This is a genomic window from Neiella litorisoli, from assembly GCF_014773395.1.
Lineage (GTDB): Bacteria > Pseudomonadota > Gammaproteobacteria > Enterobacterales > Neiellaceae > Neiella > Neiella litorisoli.
Genome location: NZ_JACXAF010000010.1, coordinates 54632 through 72139 on the forward strand (window position 1 = coordinate 54632; position 17508 = coordinate 72139).

The 17508-nt window shown below is 47.8% G+C and carries 13 protein-coding genes; 7 read left to right on the forward strand and 6 right to left on the reverse strand.

From position 1 onward, the window contains the following. Nucleotides 1-275: 275 nt before the first annotated feature. Together IC617_RS09265 and IC617_RS09270 are read left to right on the forward strand one after the other, a co-directional pair. Entirely contained in the window at nt 276-575 is a 300-nt protein-coding gene (locus IC617_RS09265; protein WP_191144723.1) for a hypothetical protein, read from the forward strand. A gap of 3 nt (nt 576-578) precedes the next feature. Beyond that, a complete protein-coding gene (locus IC617_RS09270; protein WP_191144724.1) occupies nt 579-1061 on the forward strand; it encodes a YajQ family cyclic di-GMP-binding protein in 483 nt (160 codons plus the stop codon). 54 nt (nt 1062-1115) lie between these two features. On the opposite strand, the gene IC617_RS09275 is transcribed toward IC617_RS09270, so the two are convergent. Further along, nucleotides 1116-2558, reverse strand: a complete 1443-nt coding sequence (locus tag IC617_RS09275; RefSeq protein WP_191144725.1) for a tetratricopeptide repeat protein — start codon at nt 2556-2558, stop codon at nt 1116-1118. Nucleotides 2559-2812: 254 nt separating this feature from the next. Between IC617_RS09275 and IC617_RS09280 the strand changes: the two genes are divergently transcribed. Beyond that, the gene (locus IC617_RS09280; protein ID WP_191144726.1) at nt 2813-5029 is read left to right on the forward strand and encodes a S9 family peptidase; all 2217 of its coding nucleotides are present in this window, start codon (nt 2813-2815) and stop codon (nt 5027-5029) included. Nucleotides 5030-5103: 74 nt separating this feature from the next. Here the strand turns inward: IC617_RS09280 and IC617_RS09285 are convergent, their stop codons facing one another. After that, nucleotides 5104-5394 carry a hypothetical protein gene (locus IC617_RS09285; RefSeq protein WP_191144727.1) on the reverse strand — a complete coding sequence of 97 codons (291 nt, stop codon included), beginning with the start codon at nt 5392-5394 and terminating at the stop codon, nt 5104-5106. Nucleotides 5395-5543: 149 nt separating this feature from the next. Further along, nucleotides 5544-6869, reverse strand: a complete 1326-nt coding sequence (locus IC617_RS09290) for an MFS transporter (RefSeq protein WP_191144728.1) — start codon at nt 6867-6869, stop codon at nt 5544-5546. 239 nt (nt 6870-7108) lie between these two features. Between IC617_RS09290 and IC617_RS09295 the strand changes: the two genes are divergently transcribed. Further along, nucleotides 7109-10318 carry a S41 family peptidase gene (locus tag IC617_RS09295; RefSeq protein WP_191144729.1) on the forward strand — a complete coding sequence of 1070 codons (3210 nt, stop codon included), beginning with the start codon at nt 7109-7111 and terminating at the stop codon, nt 10316-10318. A gap of 413 nt (nt 10319-10731) precedes the next feature. Here IC617_RS09295 and IC617_RS09300 read toward each other — a convergent pair whose 3' ends face one another. The 3 genes from IC617_RS09300 to IC617_RS09310 all read right to left on the reverse strand — a co-directional run bounded on the left by IC617_RS09300 (nt 10732) and on the right by IC617_RS09310 (nt 14672). Then, complete coding sequence (locus IC617_RS09300) at nt 10732-11478, reverse strand: hypothetical protein (protein WP_191144730.1); 747 nt, start codon at nt 11476-11478, stop codon at nt 10732-10734. A gap of 793 nt (nt 11479-12271) precedes the next feature. Beyond that, nucleotides 12272-13726 carry a BNR-4 repeat-containing protein gene (locus tag IC617_RS09305; RefSeq protein ID WP_191144731.1) on the reverse strand — a complete coding sequence of 485 codons (1455 nt, stop codon included), beginning with the start codon at nt 13724-13726 and terminating at the stop codon, nt 12272-12274. A gap of 154 nt (nt 13727-13880) precedes the next feature. After that, nucleotides 13881-14672 (reverse strand): CLCA_X family protein, encoded by a 792-nt coding sequence (locus IC617_RS09310; RefSeq protein ID WP_191144732.1) that lies wholly within the window; start codon nt 14670-14672, stop codon nt 13881-13883. A gap of 84 nt (nt 14673-14756) precedes the next feature. On the opposite strand from IC617_RS09310, the gene dbpA reads away from it, so the two are divergent. The 3 genes from dbpA to IC617_RS09325 all read left to right on the forward strand — a co-directional run bounded on the left by dbpA (nt 14757) and on the right by IC617_RS09325 (nt 17400). Then, nucleotides 14757-16145 carry an ATP-dependent RNA helicase DbpA gene (gene dbpA, locus IC617_RS09315; RefSeq protein WP_191144733.1) on the forward strand — a complete coding sequence of 463 codons (1389 nt, stop codon included), beginning with the start codon at nt 14757-14759 and terminating at the stop codon, nt 16143-16145. Nucleotides 16146-16166: 21 nt separating this feature from the next. Further along, nucleotides 16167-16508 carry a Fis family transcriptional regulator gene (locus tag IC617_RS09320; RefSeq protein WP_191144734.1) on the forward strand — a complete coding sequence of 114 codons (342 nt, stop codon included), beginning with the start codon at nt 16167-16169 and terminating at the stop codon, nt 16506-16508. Between the two features lie 361 nt (nt 16509-16869). Continuing rightward, complete coding sequence (locus IC617_RS09325; protein ID WP_191144735.1) at nt 16870-17400, forward strand: outer membrane beta-barrel protein; 531 nt, start codon at nt 16870-16872, stop codon at nt 17398-17400. Nucleotides 17401-17508: the final 108 nt, after the last annotated feature.

Consider the following 17508-nt stretch of genomic DNA (forward strand, 5'->3'; position numbering starts at 1 on the left):
ATCAACCAACGCCAAAAACTGAAAGATTTTGTTACCTTTCAGTAAAAGCGTCGCGATTCTACGTTAGAACTCAATAAAAAGATAGCGAACCAACGGAGCAATTCAAATTTGCGAATGCCATGAATCACCGTCAGCAGCCCCCCCATATCAACAGATTAGTCAGCTTGCTTTTGTGCATGCTTTTGTTATGTGCGTGTACACAAGAGTCTGCGTCGACGCAAAATCAATACTGCCTAAACGCAAATGAACAATGTTTTGCGCCAGATCAAAGCGAAGTGCAAATAGTTCTGAGTCAACCGTTAAAGATTGAACAACCCATCAGTTTTAAAATCGTCTGGCCCGAGCATTGGCAAGTGCAGCGCACTAAAGCACGCTTGGAAGGTAAAAACATGTACATGGGTCAGATCCCAATTGAGTTAACGCCACAACAGCAGCTATCAGGCGTAACTGGGGAGCTATTAATCATCGCGTGCACACGCCCAGATATGGTCTGGCAGCTGACCCTTGAGGTAGAATTAGCAAACGGTCAGCAGCTGAACGCGCACTGGCCATTTTTAATGACACATACGGAGTAAAATATGCCCTCGTTCGACATTGTTTCTGAAGTCGATGAAGTAGAACTCAATAACGCAGTTGGTAATTCAACTCGCGAACTAGACACTCGCTTTGATTTTCGTGGTGTTGATGCAAGCTTTAATCTGGCTGATATGGTGGTGACATTAAAAACCGAATCAGATTTCCAACTGCAGCAGCTCGAAGACATCCTGAGGAAGAATCTCGCCAAGCGCAATGTTGACCCCAACTCGATGGAGCTCGGCAAACTTGATCGCACCGGCAAAATGTTCATTCAGCCAATTAAGTTCAAACAAGGCCTCGAGCAGGCATGTGCCAAGAAGCTGATCAAACAAATCAAAGACAGCAAGATCAAAGTTCAAGCCAGCATTCAGGGTGACAAGCTGCGTGTCACCGGTAAGAAGCGCGATGACTTACAACAAGTGATTGCCTTATTGAAAGGCTCAGAAACTGACCAGCCGCTGCAGTTCAATAATTTCCGCGACTAATCACAAAAACAGCGTGGCAAAAAAATGGGCACCAACCGGTGCCCAATTTTATGGCTAACTTTCTTCAATAATATAAACGTTGCCTTCGGTTAACTGGTCGAGGTGATATTGCCAAGCACTGACATCCCAGTTTTTCCGCTGACCTTCACTAATCGCCTGACGCATATTCTTCACCACCTGGGTAAAGTCCCGCCCTTCACGATTAATGTGGGAAACCGCAAGTAAGTAGAAATATTCCGGATGGCGGTTATGGCTTTCTTTAATTTGCTCGAGATAAGCAATAGCACCATCAAGATCGCGCAGTGACGCGTCGCTGGAATTCAACTTAATATCAATGGCACGGAGCGTCGCAGCAAGGTGATCTTTGTCCATGGCTGATTGATACCAGAATAGCGCTTTTCTATCGTCATGAATGACCCAAGGACTGGTTTGCAATAATTTGCCTAAACGATACTCGGCGCGCGCTAAACCATACTTACTGGCCTGAGTGATCCAATGGACCGCCACTTCAATGTCTTTTTGTTCGCGGTATAGCTTCATGCCATATTCGTACATTGCTGACGGATGTCCTTCCTTTGCCAACGCCAGCAAACGCTGTTCAACTTCACCTTCCTCGCGACTGATCCAACTGAAATTCAGCAGGGCAATGGCATACTCATAGCGCTCGTTGAGTGTCGTGCCGTCCTTTAATTTGTAGACGTGACGACGAATGCTCTCGTACAGTTTTTCGTTATCGGCTCTGAGACCATCACGATTAAATGCCGCTGATCCCAAATAGGCGCGATTAACAAACTCTACCGGCTCGCCTTCAAACTCCGGTTTATCACCGGGGAACAGGGCATAGTTGTCCACCAAAGTCTTGGTCCAGCCAAAGCGCTGAATCTCCGATAGGTTTCTGACGGTGCCATCTGCGCTAATGTCATTGTCGACGATCAGAAAGGGTTTACTCGGCGTCGACATCATAAATGCCGATTCACCGCTGTATTCTGCGCTTTCTTCTAAGAACTCATACAAGCTATCGGTTTCCCAGTCATCAGGGTGGAACCGCTGTTGTAATTCTTGTTTACCGCCAAAGGTGACGCGCTTACCAATGTGTTGTGGATTAATCGCGGGGTTGTATGTGGTGGCGTTATTGTTTTGCTGAAGCTGAGCTTTGACCTTAGCCAGCACCGCATTAATTTCAGCCCGGTTGTCAGCAGGCAGTTTGGCCAGCATCTTATCGACCATTTTGGCTGCATCGTGATAATTTTGATCGGCCGCCATCGAGAAGTAGATCAATGCATTGAGGCTATCCTGCTCGGTGCCTTTGCCAAAATTGTGCATCACCGCCAACTGATAATAGGCATGGGCAAGTCCCAGGTCGGCCGCTTTTTCATATTCAACGATTGCTTGTGGATAATTGCTCTCTTTATAGAGCCGGTCTGCTTTGAGCACATCAGCCGCCGACACAGAGCAAGGTAAGGCGATCATGATGGCAGCGAGTAACTGTTTAGACATTGCGGTAATCCCGTTTTATTGCGGCTAAACCAATCATAAAACTACAAAAACGTTCATTTAACGCTACGACCAATGCCCCAGATCGTCAAGTCAACGGCGGCAGCTTTACACAAACTTTACAAAAGGCCCGCGGTAAATAGTCTGATCGGGTATCACAATAAAATTGTATACAATTTCGCGCTTGTCGCTTGAGTTATCATCACAACTCGGTAAGGTGTGGCTCGATATTCACCTTTAACGACACGACATCAGCTATGAAAAACTGGTTGCGCCTCGCGCTTGTCCTTCCATCTCTAGTTGCCACCACTGCAACTGCCCAACAACTAACTATCGAACGTATCTTCTCCAGCCCAACGCTGTTAGGTAAAAGCGTCAGAGGCGTTAAAGTCGCGCCCGATGGCTCCAGAGTGACTTTTCTGCAAGGTAGAGAATCCGATTACAACCACTACGATTTGTGGGAATACCACATTGCAAGCGGTGAGACGCGGATGTTGGTTAACTCTGATAAATTCCACCAAGGACCAGAGCAGCTGTCAGATGAAGAAAAAGCACGCCGCGAACGCCAACGCATTTATGGCAAAGGCATCATGGAATACCACTGGGCTGCGGATAGCTCAGCACTGCTGTTTCCACTGGGTGGCGATGTCTACCACTATGTGGTGCAATCGGGCGAAGGGCGCCAGCTGACCCAAACGCCAGAATTCGAGACTGACGTAAAGTTTTCCCCGAAAGGCAACTATGTGTCTTACATCCGCGAGCAAAATCTCTATGTCAAAGAGATTGCCAGCGGTAAAGAAATTGCTATTACTAAACAAGGTGGCGGTGCCATCAAATTTGGTATGGCGGAATTTGTTGCACAAGAAGAAATGGAGCGTATGACGGGCTACTGGTGGTCGCCGGATGAACGCCACATTGCTTATACCAGCACCGACGAGAGTAGTGTTGAAATCCAAGTCCGTAACGAAATTTATGCCGATCAAATCAAGCTATTCGAACAACGCTATCCAGCGGCGGGTACCGCCAATGCGCAGGTCGAACTGGCCATCACCGAGATTGCGACGGGCGAGCGCGCTTGGGTTGATCTCGGCGACAACAAAGACTTCTATTTACCCCGCGTCAAATGGTTTGCCGATAGCACCGCATTGTCTTATCAGTATCAAAGTCGCGATCAGCAGAATCTGCAATTGCGCAGTTATGAATTGGACTCGAAACAACAGCAGACGCTGATCACCGAAACCTCCGATTCTTGGGTGAATTTGCACAGCGACTTGCACTTTTTGCAAGACAAAGAGCACTTCATCTGGGCGTCTGAGCGCGACGGCTTTAAGCACTTATATCTGTTCAACACTAAAGGCCAGTTGATCCGCCAACTTACCAACGGCGATTGGGTCGTTAATCAGCTCAAGCGCGTTGATGAAAAAGCTGGCTTGGTGTATTTCAGTGGCCGCAAAGATACCCCGCGCGAACAGCACTTGTACCGTGTGCCATTGGCAGGCGGCACCATTGAAAAGGTGTCAAGCCGAGCAGGCATGCACAAGGTGACGTTTGCCAAAAAAGGCGGCACCTATGTCGATTACTTCTCATCGAACAACACCTTGCCGCAAGTTAGCGTTCATGACCACAACGGCAAACACCTCACTTGGTTAGAGCAAAACCAAGTGGATGAATCCCACCCTTACAGCCCATACCGCGCCGGTATGGTGACGCCCGGATATGGCGAGCTAACCGCAGATGATGGCCAAACCTTACTTTATGAACTGTACAAACCCGCCAAAATTAAAACAGGCGAGAAGCTGCCAGTCATTCTGTATGTATACGGCGGCCCTAAAGTTGGCCAACAAGTAACCAATAGTTGGAGCCGCAATCAGTTCCTGACCCAGTATTGGGTAGAGCAGGGCTATGTCGTGTTCTCGCTCGATAATCGGGGCAGCTACCACCGCGGTAAGGCGTTCGAGTCACCAATTTATAAACATTTGGGCGTAGTGGAGGTTGCCGATCAACTCAAAGGCGTCGAATTTCTCAAGTCGTTAGATTTTGTTGATGGCAGTAAAATTGGCGTGTTTGGCCACAGTTATGGTGGTTACATGGCGCAAATGTTGATGTTCAAAGCCGGCGATCAATTTGCCGCAGGCGTCTCCGGCGCGCCAGTCACTGACTGGCTGCTGTATGACACGCATTACACCGAGCGCTATTTGGGGCATCCGCAAACTAATGCCGCCGGTTATCAAGCATCAGCGGTGTTTCCTTACGTTAAAGACTTAACCAAGCCGATACTGATTTATCACGGTATGGCCGATGATAACGTGTTGTTCACCAATGCCACCAAGGTGTTTAGCGAATTGCAGCAACAGAATAAGTCATTCGACATGATGACTTATCCGGGAGCTAAGCATTCCATGCGTGGCAAGGCCACGAAAGTGCACCTCAATCACACCATCATGAATTTCTTTGAGCGCCACCTGAAACCTTAATGGCGCACCGACTAAAAGCACTCGTAAAAAAGCCGGCATTTCTGCCGGCTTTGCTTTAGTAAATGGAAAACTGGTTAAGAATCTGAGCTAGCGGTTGGCTTGGTGTCCACCGCCTGTAGGCGCTGATATTTACGAGAAAAACTGGTCAGCTGACGACCATTACACACCAGGTTACGAACATCGTGGGTACTTAAACCCAACTCAGCGCCAGCCTGCTTGGCGGCCTCAACGCCTTGCTGCGCCGCAATGACGCAAACTTGGCTTTCAATATTTTGATTGGCTGCAACAAATTTCATCGATGTTGAGCCAAATGCTGGACTAGCGATAACAACCAATGCGCCAGTAAGGGCAATTAGTGGTTTCATGATCAACCTCCGCAGAATAACAATGCAACGAACAAAAAGTACTGCAAACACCTCAGTTGAGTGATGGCACTCAATTGAGGTGAACGGCCCAATTGTTGATCTAGATCACATTTTTATCAAGGTTAATTTTTGACCACTTATACCTTTTTTTAATTACGGCCAAGCGCTGTTTGGATTTGGTTCATTTCTTTATCTGTCAGTTGGTACCAGTACATGGAAATAGCGCCAAGCAACGCAATGCCGCCAGGGATCAAGGTAAACATCATTTGAATGCCATGCACCGTATCTGAAGATAGTGCGGTATTTGCCTCGAAACCGAAACCAGCCAGCAAGAATCCGGTCGCTGCGCCACCGATTGTCCAGCCCATCTTCTGACCGAAGGAAGCGCCGGCAAAAACCAAGCCTGATGCGCGGCTGCCGGTTTTAACTTCTTGATAGTCCACAATATCGGCATACATCGCAAACACGATAGGAACAGTAGGTCCGGATAGAAACGAGCTGACAAAATGGAGTAAATAAATGCCAGTAAGGTTGCTATTCCCGCAAAGGTAAATGGCAGCCATCATGACCGCGTTGCACACCATCAACACCATGTAGATGTATTTTTTGTCGGCCCAACGAATGAACCATTGGGTGGCGCCCGCGCCAACTAAATTAGCAATCGAGCCACCAACTAAGAACCATTTCGCTGCACTTTCATCTTCTAAAAAGTATTTGAAGTAATGCATGGTGATGCCGTTTCGTATGGCGACAAAACCAAGTGAAAAAATGCCCACAATAAACAACAAAATAAATGGAGGGCTTTGCAGCAGTTTGCTGATCTCAACCTTAATGTTGTGCTTACTTTTGACCGGACGAATCCGCTCCTTGGTCAGCGCGAACGACAACAGTAACAAACCGGCCAACACTACACCGTATACCGCCATGGTGCGCTGAAAGCCGAGAGCTTGATCGCCGCCGCCCAAGCGCTCGACTAAATCAAACGTAAAGTGGAGTACCAATATTCCTGCGCCATAGGCGCCCATAAAACGCCACGATGATAACGATGCTCGCTCCTTCGGATCATTTGTCATGGCGCTCATTAACGATGAATAGGGAATATTGATCGCGGTGTAAATCATACCGACCAGAAAGTAAGTCCCGTAGGCATACATCAACCTGCCATCGGCACTGAGGTCCGGGGTGGTGAAGGCGAGGGTTGCAACAATGGCCAACGGCACCGCACCAAACAACAAGTAAGGGCGAAACTTACCCCAACGCGTTTCAGTGCGATCCGCAATGATGCCCATAATCGGATCATTAATAGTGTCCCAGACGCGGGTGAGTAACAGCATGGTGCCGATTGCTGCAGCCGAGATGCCAAACACATCGGTATAAAAATAAATCTGGAAATAGATGAACGTCATCCACACAAAGTTGAAGGCCGCATCGCCCAGGCCATAACCGACTTTCTCGCTGAGCTGTAATTTATCCATCTGAACCAAAACGATCCCCTACAAATGATAACGTTTTCATTGGTTCCAATGTTGTACCTGTTTTCACCGCCAGCGACAAGCTTGAATCGTCAGAATGTGAGATCGCCAAGACAAAACGACTCGCCGACCTAAACGGCCGATTGACGCTAACGTTTTGTAAAACTTTATTGCGCTGGCAAGTCATCCATCACAGCTCAAAGTGGCATACACTATGGCAACCGACATAAGCAGGGAATAACATGAAAATTAAAAACATAGCTGCTGCAATGACCGTGCTGGCATCAGCGTTTACTCAAGCATATACAACAGACGATACGCGGCTACTTCGTTTTGCCGACATCCATAAAAATAAAGTGACGTTTGTTTATGCTGGCGATATTTACATTGCCGATCACACCACTGGCTCCAGTCAGCGCCTCACCGATCACATTGGTTATGAGGCATTTCCAAAGTTCTCACCCGATGGCAGCAAGATTGCCTTTTCAGCCGAATACAACGGTAGCCGCCAAGTTTACGTGATGAATAGCGATGGCTCAGGGCTGAAACAGCTGACTTTCTATAACGATGTTGGGCCAATGCCGCCACGCGGTGGCTTTGACTATCGCGTATTGGATTGGACCCCAGATGGCAAAAAAGTGCTGTTTCGCGCGAATCGCCTGCCGTGGGGTGAGCGCATGGGGCGGCCGTATACCGTCTCGGTTGAAGGTGGTTTAGAACAGCCGCTAGCCGTGCCCGAAACTGGCGGCGGGATGTTTAACAGCGATGGCAGCAAGTATGTTTACACGCCAATCGATCGCGAGTTTCGTACTTGGAAGCGCAGCCGCGGAGGCCGTGCGCAGGATGTCTGGGTGTATGATTTAAACAACAATACATCGGAGCAACTGACCAACCATCGAGCCACCGATCAGCAACCAACCGTTGTCGGCGATACCATCTATTTTGTTTCCGACCGCGACTACACCTTGAACTTATATCAGTATCAGCAAGGCGGCGCACCAATTAAGCTGACCGATCATACCGACTTTGATGTGCTGTGGCCGTCAGCCGGCCCAGAGGCAATCGTGTATGAAAACGGCGGCTATTTGTATCGTTTTGATCCGGCGACCAAACAAGCCAGAAAACTAACCATTAATATTCCCGGCGTGCGCCAATACGCGCAACCATACAACAAAAACGTCAGCAAATTTATCGATTCAATGAGTATCGATAATGGCGGCAATCGGGCATTGTTTACCGCCCGTGGCGAACTTTTCTCGGTGCCTAAAAAAGACGGCGCCACACGCAACTTATCGTTGACTGCAAGTGCTCGTGAAATCGATGCTAGTTGGTCGCCAAACGGTCGTTACATTGCCTATTTAAGCGATGCCAGCGGCGAATACGAAATTTATATAAAAGATCGCGCTGATGACAATAAAACGCGGCAGTTAACCAGCAACGGCACCATTTGGAAATTCACCCCGGTATGGTCTGCTGACAACAAAAAGCTGCTTTATGCCGATAAGAATCACACCTTGTGGGTGGTCAATGTTCGCAATGGCAAACAGACCAAAATTGATGTCGCCAAATATGATGAGCGCGGCTTAACGAGCTATGTCTGGTCGCCCAATAGCAACGATCTTGTGTTCGTCAAAAACAACCCCAACCGCTATAGCTCGTTGTGGCATTACAACCTAAAAAGCCGCAAAGTCACGCGCCTCACAGACGACATGACATCAGAGCAACAGCCAACATTTTCACCCGATGGCCAGTACCTGTATTTCACCTCGGAGCGCGACTTTAACCTGACATTCTCGAGCTTCGAATTTGATTACTTGTTTAACGAGGCAACGCGCATTTACGGTGTTGCGGTGAACGATGAAGTGGCTGCACTCAATCGGTTTGCCAGCGATGAAGTCAGCTTTGATGATGATGCAGATAGTGACAAGGACGAGGTGTCCAACCAGCTCGATCCGAAAAACTTCATGCAACGCGTTGAAGTACTGAACGGCAAAGCCGGCAACTATCGCTCGCTTCAGGGCGTTAAAGGCGGGGTACTGGCGCTTTCGGGTAAAGAATTGCAGCTCATTGGCGCTGGTCGTGACGGCGAAGTGAAAACCGTTGCTGAAAAAATTGATCGCTACAGTGTGTCAAACAATGCCGAGCATGTGTTGGTGCAGCATGGTGACAAATACAGCATCATCGAGCCAAAAGAAAAGCAGGATTTAAGCAAGCACGCGCTCAATCTTGAGTACATGACGCTAAAAATTGATCCGGCAGTTGAGTGGCAACAAATGTACGTTGAAGGCTGGCGCACACTGCGCGACTGGTTCTACGATGAAAACCACCATGGTCAGGATTGGGATGCCATTCTCAAGCGTTATCAACCGATGGCCGATGCCGTTGCTCACCGCTCTGACTTGGATTATGTGTTCAGCGAAATTGCAGGCGAAATTAACGCCGGCCATATTTACGTCCAATCCGGCGATATGCCGACCGCAGAGCGGCAAAAGCATGGCTTGCTTGGCGCAGAGATCGTCCGTCATAAAAGTGGTTTTGCCCAAATCGCGTCCATTTATGAAGGTGAGCACTGGCATGAAAACTTCCGTGCGCCACTGGCAGAGCCGGGCGTTAACGCATCTGCCGGCGACTTCATTATTGCCGTGCAGGGGCAGCGAACCGACAGTGTTAGCAATTTCTATGAACTGCTTGAAAACACCCAAGGACAAACCATTGAGCTATTGCTGAGCAAATCGGTCAACAGTAAAAAGACCTGGAAAGTGACCGTCAAGCCGGTCGCGAGCGAACTAGGCCTGCGCTACTTAAATTGGGTGAAATCGCGGATGGCTTATGTCGATAAGTTGTCGAATGGCCGTATCGGTTATGTTCACCTACCCAACACCCGCTTTGAAGGTAACCGAGAGTTATTCAAAACCTTTATGCCGCAAACCAATAAGGAAGCGTTGATCATTGATGATCGCTACAACGGTGGAGGCTTCATTCCGGAACACATGATCACTTGGTTGGCACGTAAACCGCTGAATTACTGGAAACGCCGCGGCGTCGAACCAACCAAAACGCCGCAGTTTGCCCACGATGGTCCTAAGGCCATGTTGATCAACGGCTATTCCAGCTCGGGTGGTGATGCGCTGCCGTATTACTTCCGTCAGGCTGGTTTGGGCAAACTGATTGGCACCCGTACCTGGGGCGGTTTGATTGGTATTTCAGGGAATCCAAAGCTTGTCGATGGTGGCCAAGTCATTGCTGCAACATTCCGTATTTTAGATAACGACGGCAACTGGATTATTGAGAACGAAGGCGTTACGCCAGACATCGAAGTGATTGATCGCCCAGAGTTAATCTTTAAAGGCAATGATCCGTCGATTGAACGAGCCGTCGCAGAGTTGCTTAAGGAACTAAATGACAACCCACCCAAAGTACTAACGGTGCCGCCTGCGCCGAGCAAGTTCTAAAACGGCTAACTGTCGCTATCGAAGGCACCATAAAGCCAAACCGAGTAGGGCAATTCATCCCGCTTGGTTTGGCTTTTTCACATACTAGAGCCTGTTGATCTTTGGTGTATGAATTTTGTAAAGCTCGTCCATGAGCTTTACCGCTATGCGGCTATCGCGATAGTTTGTTCCAAACAAACTGTTGTTCGTTCAAAATGCTCTTTTGAGCAAGAAACGAGCTATGCCGTATAGCGAGTGACGCAGCGAAATGAGCATTTTGACGAACCCTTCGGGCAGCGTTTATTGGCAATTTATTCAGCGTCAGCGATTATTCATTGACGGCCAGTCAATTTCATAACCGCTTCCTTGCCTAAATCACCAATAAATTGCTGCAAAAACACACAGCAAAGATCAACAGGCTCTAAAGTAAATCGTTACCTGAGTTGTTGCACTCGGCTGGTAATGGTTTGTTGAATCAATGTCGCTTTGGTTAACTTTTCTTCTGCTTTGGCGCTGAGCTCTTCATACTCTGTGTGGGCATCTTGAATAATTGCCATGACATAACCGTCATAGCCAGCATTGAGCCCTTGAGAAAGCGCCTCTATTTCATCTCGTTTAGCGATCAGTTCATCGGACAACAGCGACATTTCTCGGCCAACGGCATGGATAATGGTCGTGATTGACGCTTCATCCAACTCTGCCTTTAACATCTCACGTAATTCGTGCTCAGCGTCGAGAATAGGGCAGGTTTCGGTTTGGCGGTCTTGTAAGCGGCTCACTTCATCTTTTAATTGCTCTGCAAGGGTGTGTTGGCGGTTGCCGTCGCTTTGTGAGCGGCAGAGTTCGAGCAATCGCTGGGCTGATAATTTGTTCCAGCCGTCGAATGCATCGGCCCACCTCGTTAGACTCATGATCGCTGACTTTGGTGCCATATCCATATGTTCCAGCAAGGCATTGACTGCAAGCGAGGCAAAGTCCTTGGCATAGCAAATTCCATCGCACAGTAGTTCAGCGACAAAGATAGATGCTGCCGAGCTGCCACTGCCGCGCAGGTAAACTTTGACCATGATCTTATGATCCTCGGGTCGCTTCGCTAGTGAAATGCTAAATCCTTTGTATTCACAGGACACGACCGCTTGTCGCTCAATGTCTATTTTACGCAGCTTAGATAATGTGTTCACTTGTGATACCTCAGAAACATCATTTAGTCCCGAATATCCGGCCTAAATTTCAAATCTACAAATTTAATACTGAATATATACCCTTGTTCATTAGGGCGCTTATTAAATGAAAAAGTTCAAATTAAATTTAAAGTTGGATTAACCAAAAAAAAATAATACAGGCACCGCTTAATAAACAAATCAACAAACTGACTTAAATTGACCAAACCAAAGCGCACGCGTGACAATTAAAGATAATCTATCTGCTATTTAAGACTCGCAAACAGGTTCTTTCAGTCTTAAATAATCCATCGCCAGTCAGCGATAATCAAATGGACATTTGACGTGATTCGTTCAAATCAAAAAAATTAGCATGCAATCATCTTTCAACATATTGTTTTACAACATCAAAACACAGTTCCATCACAAGCCGCTTCTCATCAGAAACGCAGCTTAGCCCAATGCGATAGCTGTAGTAGTGTGCCAAATCGATGGTGGCAAAGCCTCAATTTTCAGCTGGATTAGTTTATTGGAATGGTGATAGCGGTAACAGAGCAGATATTGATTGGCCAATCGTTACGTGGAGGGAATCACAAAATAAAAAGCCGAAACCAATAAAATAAAAACATTAATAAAACGACTTAAAAATAAATATTAACATTCAGTAAAAACAAGTAACAAAACACCAACAATAAAAAAACAACAATATAAATCCAAAACAGCAACCTTAAAAATATGAATCAACTCATATTCACCAGCAGTTAATTAATGCCAACACAGAGTTCCATTCAGCGTGTTGGCGAAGATATATAATTTAATTTATCGAACGAACCACTGGGCCATTATCACCAACCAGATACATCCGACGCATATCCGTACCGTCGATTTTCTCGGCAATAATGATTCGGGCATCCGGATGCGCATTGCGAATGAACGAACTTGCAGCCGAGCCAGGGCTATCCAGGTTGCTCAACGACTTTGGCCGACTGCTGTTGTCTTCTTCCGCGCTGATGACATAGTCGTCGTTGAATCGCAGAAGCTCGGCTCCTGCCACAAATTGATTGCCGCCATCGGAGCTTTGCCACCATCGGACGATGGTTTCATCGGCAGCGTTGTCGATGCCACTGAGTAAGAAGCGCACTTCGTTACCCTCAGCTAAAAAATCGCCGCGGGCGATAGGAAGACCGCTGTTAAAGTTTCCGTCCCATTTACTGCCGTCCCAGCGGAAATAGCTGGCATTCTTCGGCCCGCCAATCTGCCAGCCAATGTCTTTTCCAATGTAAGCGGCAATATGTGGATTGCCATTGGCATCGACTTTAGTTGAGCCATTAAAGGTCCACAAATCGCCGGTATCAATCGCTAGGGTGTGCTGATCGGCATACTCTTTGGTCAGCGGCACAGTCAGTGTTTTACCTTCAACATTGCGCCAATCACCTGTTTGGGTATTCAACACCATGAAGTACAAATTACGACGTTCAGTTGAGTGTCCGCCGCGATTGTTTCTTGGGGCATCTTTGTCCCAACAAAAGTGGTAATCAAAACCAACCACAATGTCATCACCGACGCCTTTAGAGACGTAGGCGTACCAACTATCGACACTTGGCATATCATGGCGTCGCTTGTGTTTCAAAAAAGAAACCGGCGCATCAAAGCTGCGACCGTTGTCCGTCGATTTTTGATAGACCCAGTCACTGCGGTGGGCGCCATGGCGATAAAACAAATAGATGTCGCCATTGTCCATTTTGATCGCTTGGTTGTAGGTGCCAAATGGCGACACGTTATCTAAATCCTGCCAACTAGTGACATCGTAAGGCCGTGTTGAGACTGCGTGTTTGTTCTCACCGGAATGGGCATTGCCAAATTGGTTGTCGCCATGCAAGGCATCGACACCGCCATGACCGCCATAAAACACATGAATGTATCCGGCATCGTCGATAAGTAATGTTGGCTTGCCGTGACTATCAATTTTCTTCGATGGATCTTTTCCTAGAATACTGGTGCCCGCTTTAAACGGCCCAAGCCACGCTTTAGTCTCGTGATTGTACGCCGCAACATACGGATCTTCGTTGCTGCCTTGATAGGCCACATAGGTAACACCGTTGCGGTATTCGCCCGCAGGGTGTTGCACTACTGCGACACCTTCGCCGTAACCGTTGCTAGCAAAATAATCGACAGTGTCGGTTGCTGGCTCGGTTGCAGGCGGAATCGAGCAACCGCAGAGTAAGGATGCGGCTAGCATGGGGAGAACGCCAAACTTCACTATATTCATCGTTTGTCCTGTATAAGAGTGGTGTAATTCGCGGCTTTGCTATGCGAGCAAAACAGCATCAATGCTCAATACCACAGGCATTTAAGGGTTTTATTGCTACCCACGTAGGCAAAATCAAACGGAAAAACGAGAGCCAAATAACAAAGGTGTAGGCTCAGCGATTCAATGCTTCACCAAGTGGTCGAAAGTAGGCGAGTAACGCCTCATAAATGATCTGCCGATGAGCCAGATCGGGATATAAATCCTGGTGCTCCGTATTCGCGGTGCCAGCAACCAAGTAACTGTTATCGATACCGCTACAGGATTCCACAACCGCTTCAAATGCACGCGCCATCATTTCAGTTGGTTGCGAAAAGTAACGAACGTTAGCTGCACGGTCTGCCTTAACGCTGCGCGATACATAATCATGCTTATCCTGACCGTCCGCGCTAAGCAAGGCGGCGTCAAAAATCTTTAGCAGCTTGTCGTTCAATGGGTGAGGGATGAGTTCAGTACTTTGCAGCCAGCAATCGCTGGCGAAGATGATACTGCGCTGCGGCCCAGAACGGTCGCCAATATCAAACGCTTTTTCAGCAATATAATGATCAAATGCATGCCAAAATTCATGAGCTAAAGCGCCTGCGCCTGCATTTTTGGCTAAAGCCAACTCTCGCTGATTGGGCGCGTAATGCGCCTGAACGCCTTTGCGGCCGCCACTACCAAACGCTAAATTTAAATTGCCGCGCAAGCCAATGGCCTTTGGCGGTAACGCCAGAATGTAAGCCAGATCCGCCAGTGAATCGAAAATCAGATTGGCAGCCAACGCTTTTTCATCATCATTGACCCAACGACCAATGCGAATATTGCCGATGCCGAACGTATTGCGAATATCAATAAACGTCACTTGATCGCCGTGGCGGTAATCTGGCCCTTTGCGCGTTTTATATTTAAAGCTAGTTAACCGCAAAATGTTCCTTGGTAATTGTTATGATGTGCGTCATCTGGCGACGATTATACACAGCAGCCTTCACCCTCAACTAGAGCGACTTCCTTGAGCAATCTTCACTTCAATCAATTAAACCTGAAACCGGCTTTGACCGATAACCTTGAATCCTTGGGCTACCAATCGATGACACCAATTCAAGCCCAAAGCCTGCCACCAATCATTGAGGGCAAAGATGTGATTGCCCAAGCCAAGACCGGCTCTGGTAAAACCGCCGCCTTTTCATTGGGTGTATTGGAGCGGCTCAACGTCAAACGATTTCGAGTGCAATCGCTCATCTTGTGCCCAACCCGAGAGCTGGCCGACCAAGTCGCCAAAGAAGTCCGCCGTTTGGCCAGACAAATACACAACATCAAAGTGCTAACGCTGTGCGGCGGCGTACCGATGGGGCCGCAGATCGGCTCATTAGAACATGGCGCCCACATTGTTGTTGGCACGCCGGGCAGGGTGCATGACCACTTATCAAAAGGGCGCCTTGATCTGAGCGAACTCAACATATTGGTGCTGGATGAAGCCGACCGCATGTTAGAAATGGGCTTTCAAGATGCCATTGACGCCATCATTCAGCACGCGCCAGCCACGCGGCAATCGTTGCTGTTTAGCGCAACGTTTCCACCCAAAATCAAATCGATTGCCGAGCGGGTATTACGCGACCCCATCATGGTTAAGGTCGAGCAGGCGCACGATAGCAGCAGCATTGCCCAGCATTTCTACAAAGTGTCCGATCCCGAAAGTCGCTACCAAGCACTGCGTCAATTGCTACTGAGCCATCAACCCGAATCTGCCGTGGTGTTTTGCAATACCAAACAAGAAACCCAAGACGTTGCCGATTGTCTCTGTGACGACGGTTTTAGCGCCGCTGCTCTCCATGGCGATCTAGAGCAAAAACAACGTGACAAAACCTTGGTGCGTTTCAGCAATAGAAGCACTTCCATTTTGGTTGCAACAGATGTTGCCGCGCGAGGCCTAGACATTGACTCACTAGACGCGGTGGTTAATTACCATGTTGCCCACGACCCTGAAGTGCACGTCCATCGTGTTGGCCGCACCGGTCGCGCAGGCAGCAAAGGGCTGGCGTTAACGCTGTTTAACGACAAAGAAGGCTATAAGTTGGCCATGGTCGAGGACTACATCAACATCAGTACCTTTCCAATTCCGCTGCCAGATGACGCTTCGGTATACCAATCACCAATGAAGCCCCCCATGGTGACGCTGTGCATTGACGGCGGTAAAAAACAAAAGATTCGACCAGGTGACATTGTCGGCGCATTAACCGGCGACAAGGGAATTGATGGTAACGACATTGGCAAAATTGATGTATTCACCTTTGTTGCTTACGTCGCCGTGAAACGCTCCGAAGCAAAAGCAGCCTTTAACAAACTGAGCAACGGCAAACTCAAAGGCAAACAATTCCGAGTGTGGCGAGAACGCGGTTAGAAAAAGGCGGATCAGAATCCCATGCGTAAGACGGATAAAAAGTTAGAAAACCAACTTCGGGTTGTGCTCACTGACGTTTGTGACCATATGCTGACACACGTTGCAGGCTTTCAATGGCTTACGCATTTGGTGAACTATTCGCAATTCCCTAAGAGCTTAAAGGTGGTTTTGATCTTTGATAGCAATGAACGCCTTCAGCGCTTTTTATCGCTGCCAGTTAAAGACCAAGTGGCCGAGCAAATTGATGCAGCGCTGTCGCAAATCGGATTGAAACTCAAGAACGTCAATCAACACATAACCTATGACACGGAAGAAAATTGCGAAAGGCACAATGGCGGCAAGTGGAATGAACGATTGAAATAAGTTCTGAATCGACCTTCGACGAAATACTCAGCTAATTCAGAATAGGGCGCGTGGTTCAGAATGGAAGGCTCGCCAGTTGTACACAGTTTGATGCGCGATATTAGTCTACTTCATAGCCATGGTACTGACGATGCCGTTGAGCTTAGCTATTCGCTTAAAAATCGCCCGAATTGTGAAACTTCAACTACGCTAGTCATAGTACCTACCTGAAATTAATCATAAAATCCTAGGAACTTAAATCGGGCACGCATATACCGGAAACCGATTTTACAAAAGCATGGGAATGCTATAACCGGCCAACTAAGGATAAAAGTACTTGGGCATAATATTTATCCTTTGTTAGCTCAACGAGGAAAAGGTAATGAAAAAATTGAAACTTAATGGCGCAATTTTATTAATGTTGGGCATGACTGGTAGTGCTTTTGCTCAGAATGGCTTCTATGCGGGTGCAAGTATCGGACAAACTACCATCGATGCGTGCAGTGGTATTGATAATTGCGACGACGAGGACATCGGCTGGAAAATCGTGGGCGGTTGGGCGTTGAATTCGAACCTCGCTTTTGAGGCTGCTTGGGTTGATTTTGGAGAGGTTGATGGCGCCATAGACGGTTCGAAAATCAGCGCCGAAATTGATGGTTGGTCAGTCGCTGCAAAGGGCACGCTGCCACTCAACGATCAGTTTGCCCTGTTTGGTAAGTTCGGCATGATCATGTGGGATGTCGAAGGAGGAGGAGCTGCTTCCGGTATCGATGACGATGGCAACGACCCTCTATATGGCCTCGGCGCTGAATACACGTTTACTGACCAGTTAAGTATTGTCGGTGAGTGGGAGTGGTATGATATCGACGAAGACGTTGATCTGTTTTCCGTCGGTGTGCTCTACAAATTCTAATCAAATCTAAACATTGGGATAAGGAGGATGCACTGATTGAGTATTCTCCTTAATCCAAAAGTCGGTGACGTAACTCAGAACGGAAGGCCGTTCTGAGTTCTACGTAGA

Coding starts and splice junctions, on each gene's coding strand:
- IC617_RS09275 (WP_191144725.1), bottom strand. CDS start 2,558: ATGTCTAAACAGTTACTCGCTGCCATCATGATCGCCTTACCTTGCTCT.
- IC617_RS09290 (WP_191144728.1), bottom strand. CDS start 6,869: ATGGATAAATTACAGCTCAGCGAGAAAGTCGGTTATGGCCTGGGCGAT.
- IC617_RS09320 (WP_191144734.1), top strand. CDS start 16,167: ATGCGTAAGACGGATAAAAAGTTAGAAAACCAACTTCGGGTTGTGCTC.
- IC617_RS09295 (WP_191144729.1), top strand. CDS start 7,109: ATGAAAATTAAAAACATAGCTGCTGCAATGACCGTGCTGGCATCAGCG.
- IC617_RS09280 (WP_191144726.1), top strand. CDS start 2,813: ATGAAAAACTGGTTGCGCCTCGCGCTTGTCCTTCCATCTCTAGTTGCC.
- IC617_RS09285 (WP_191144727.1), bottom strand. CDS start 5,394: ATGAAACCACTAATTGCCCTTACTGGCGCATTGGTTGTTATCGCTAGT.
- IC617_RS09270 (WP_191144724.1), top strand. CDS start 579: ATGCCCTCGTTCGACATTGTTTCTGAAGTCGATGAAGTAGAACTCAAT.
- IC617_RS09305 (WP_191144731.1), bottom strand. CDS start 13,726: ATGAATATAGTGAAGTTTGGCGTTCTCCCCATGCTAGCCGCATCCTTA.
- IC617_RS09325 (WP_191144735.1), top strand. CDS start 16,870: ATGAAAAAATTGAAACTTAATGGCGCAATTTTATTAATGTTGGGCATG.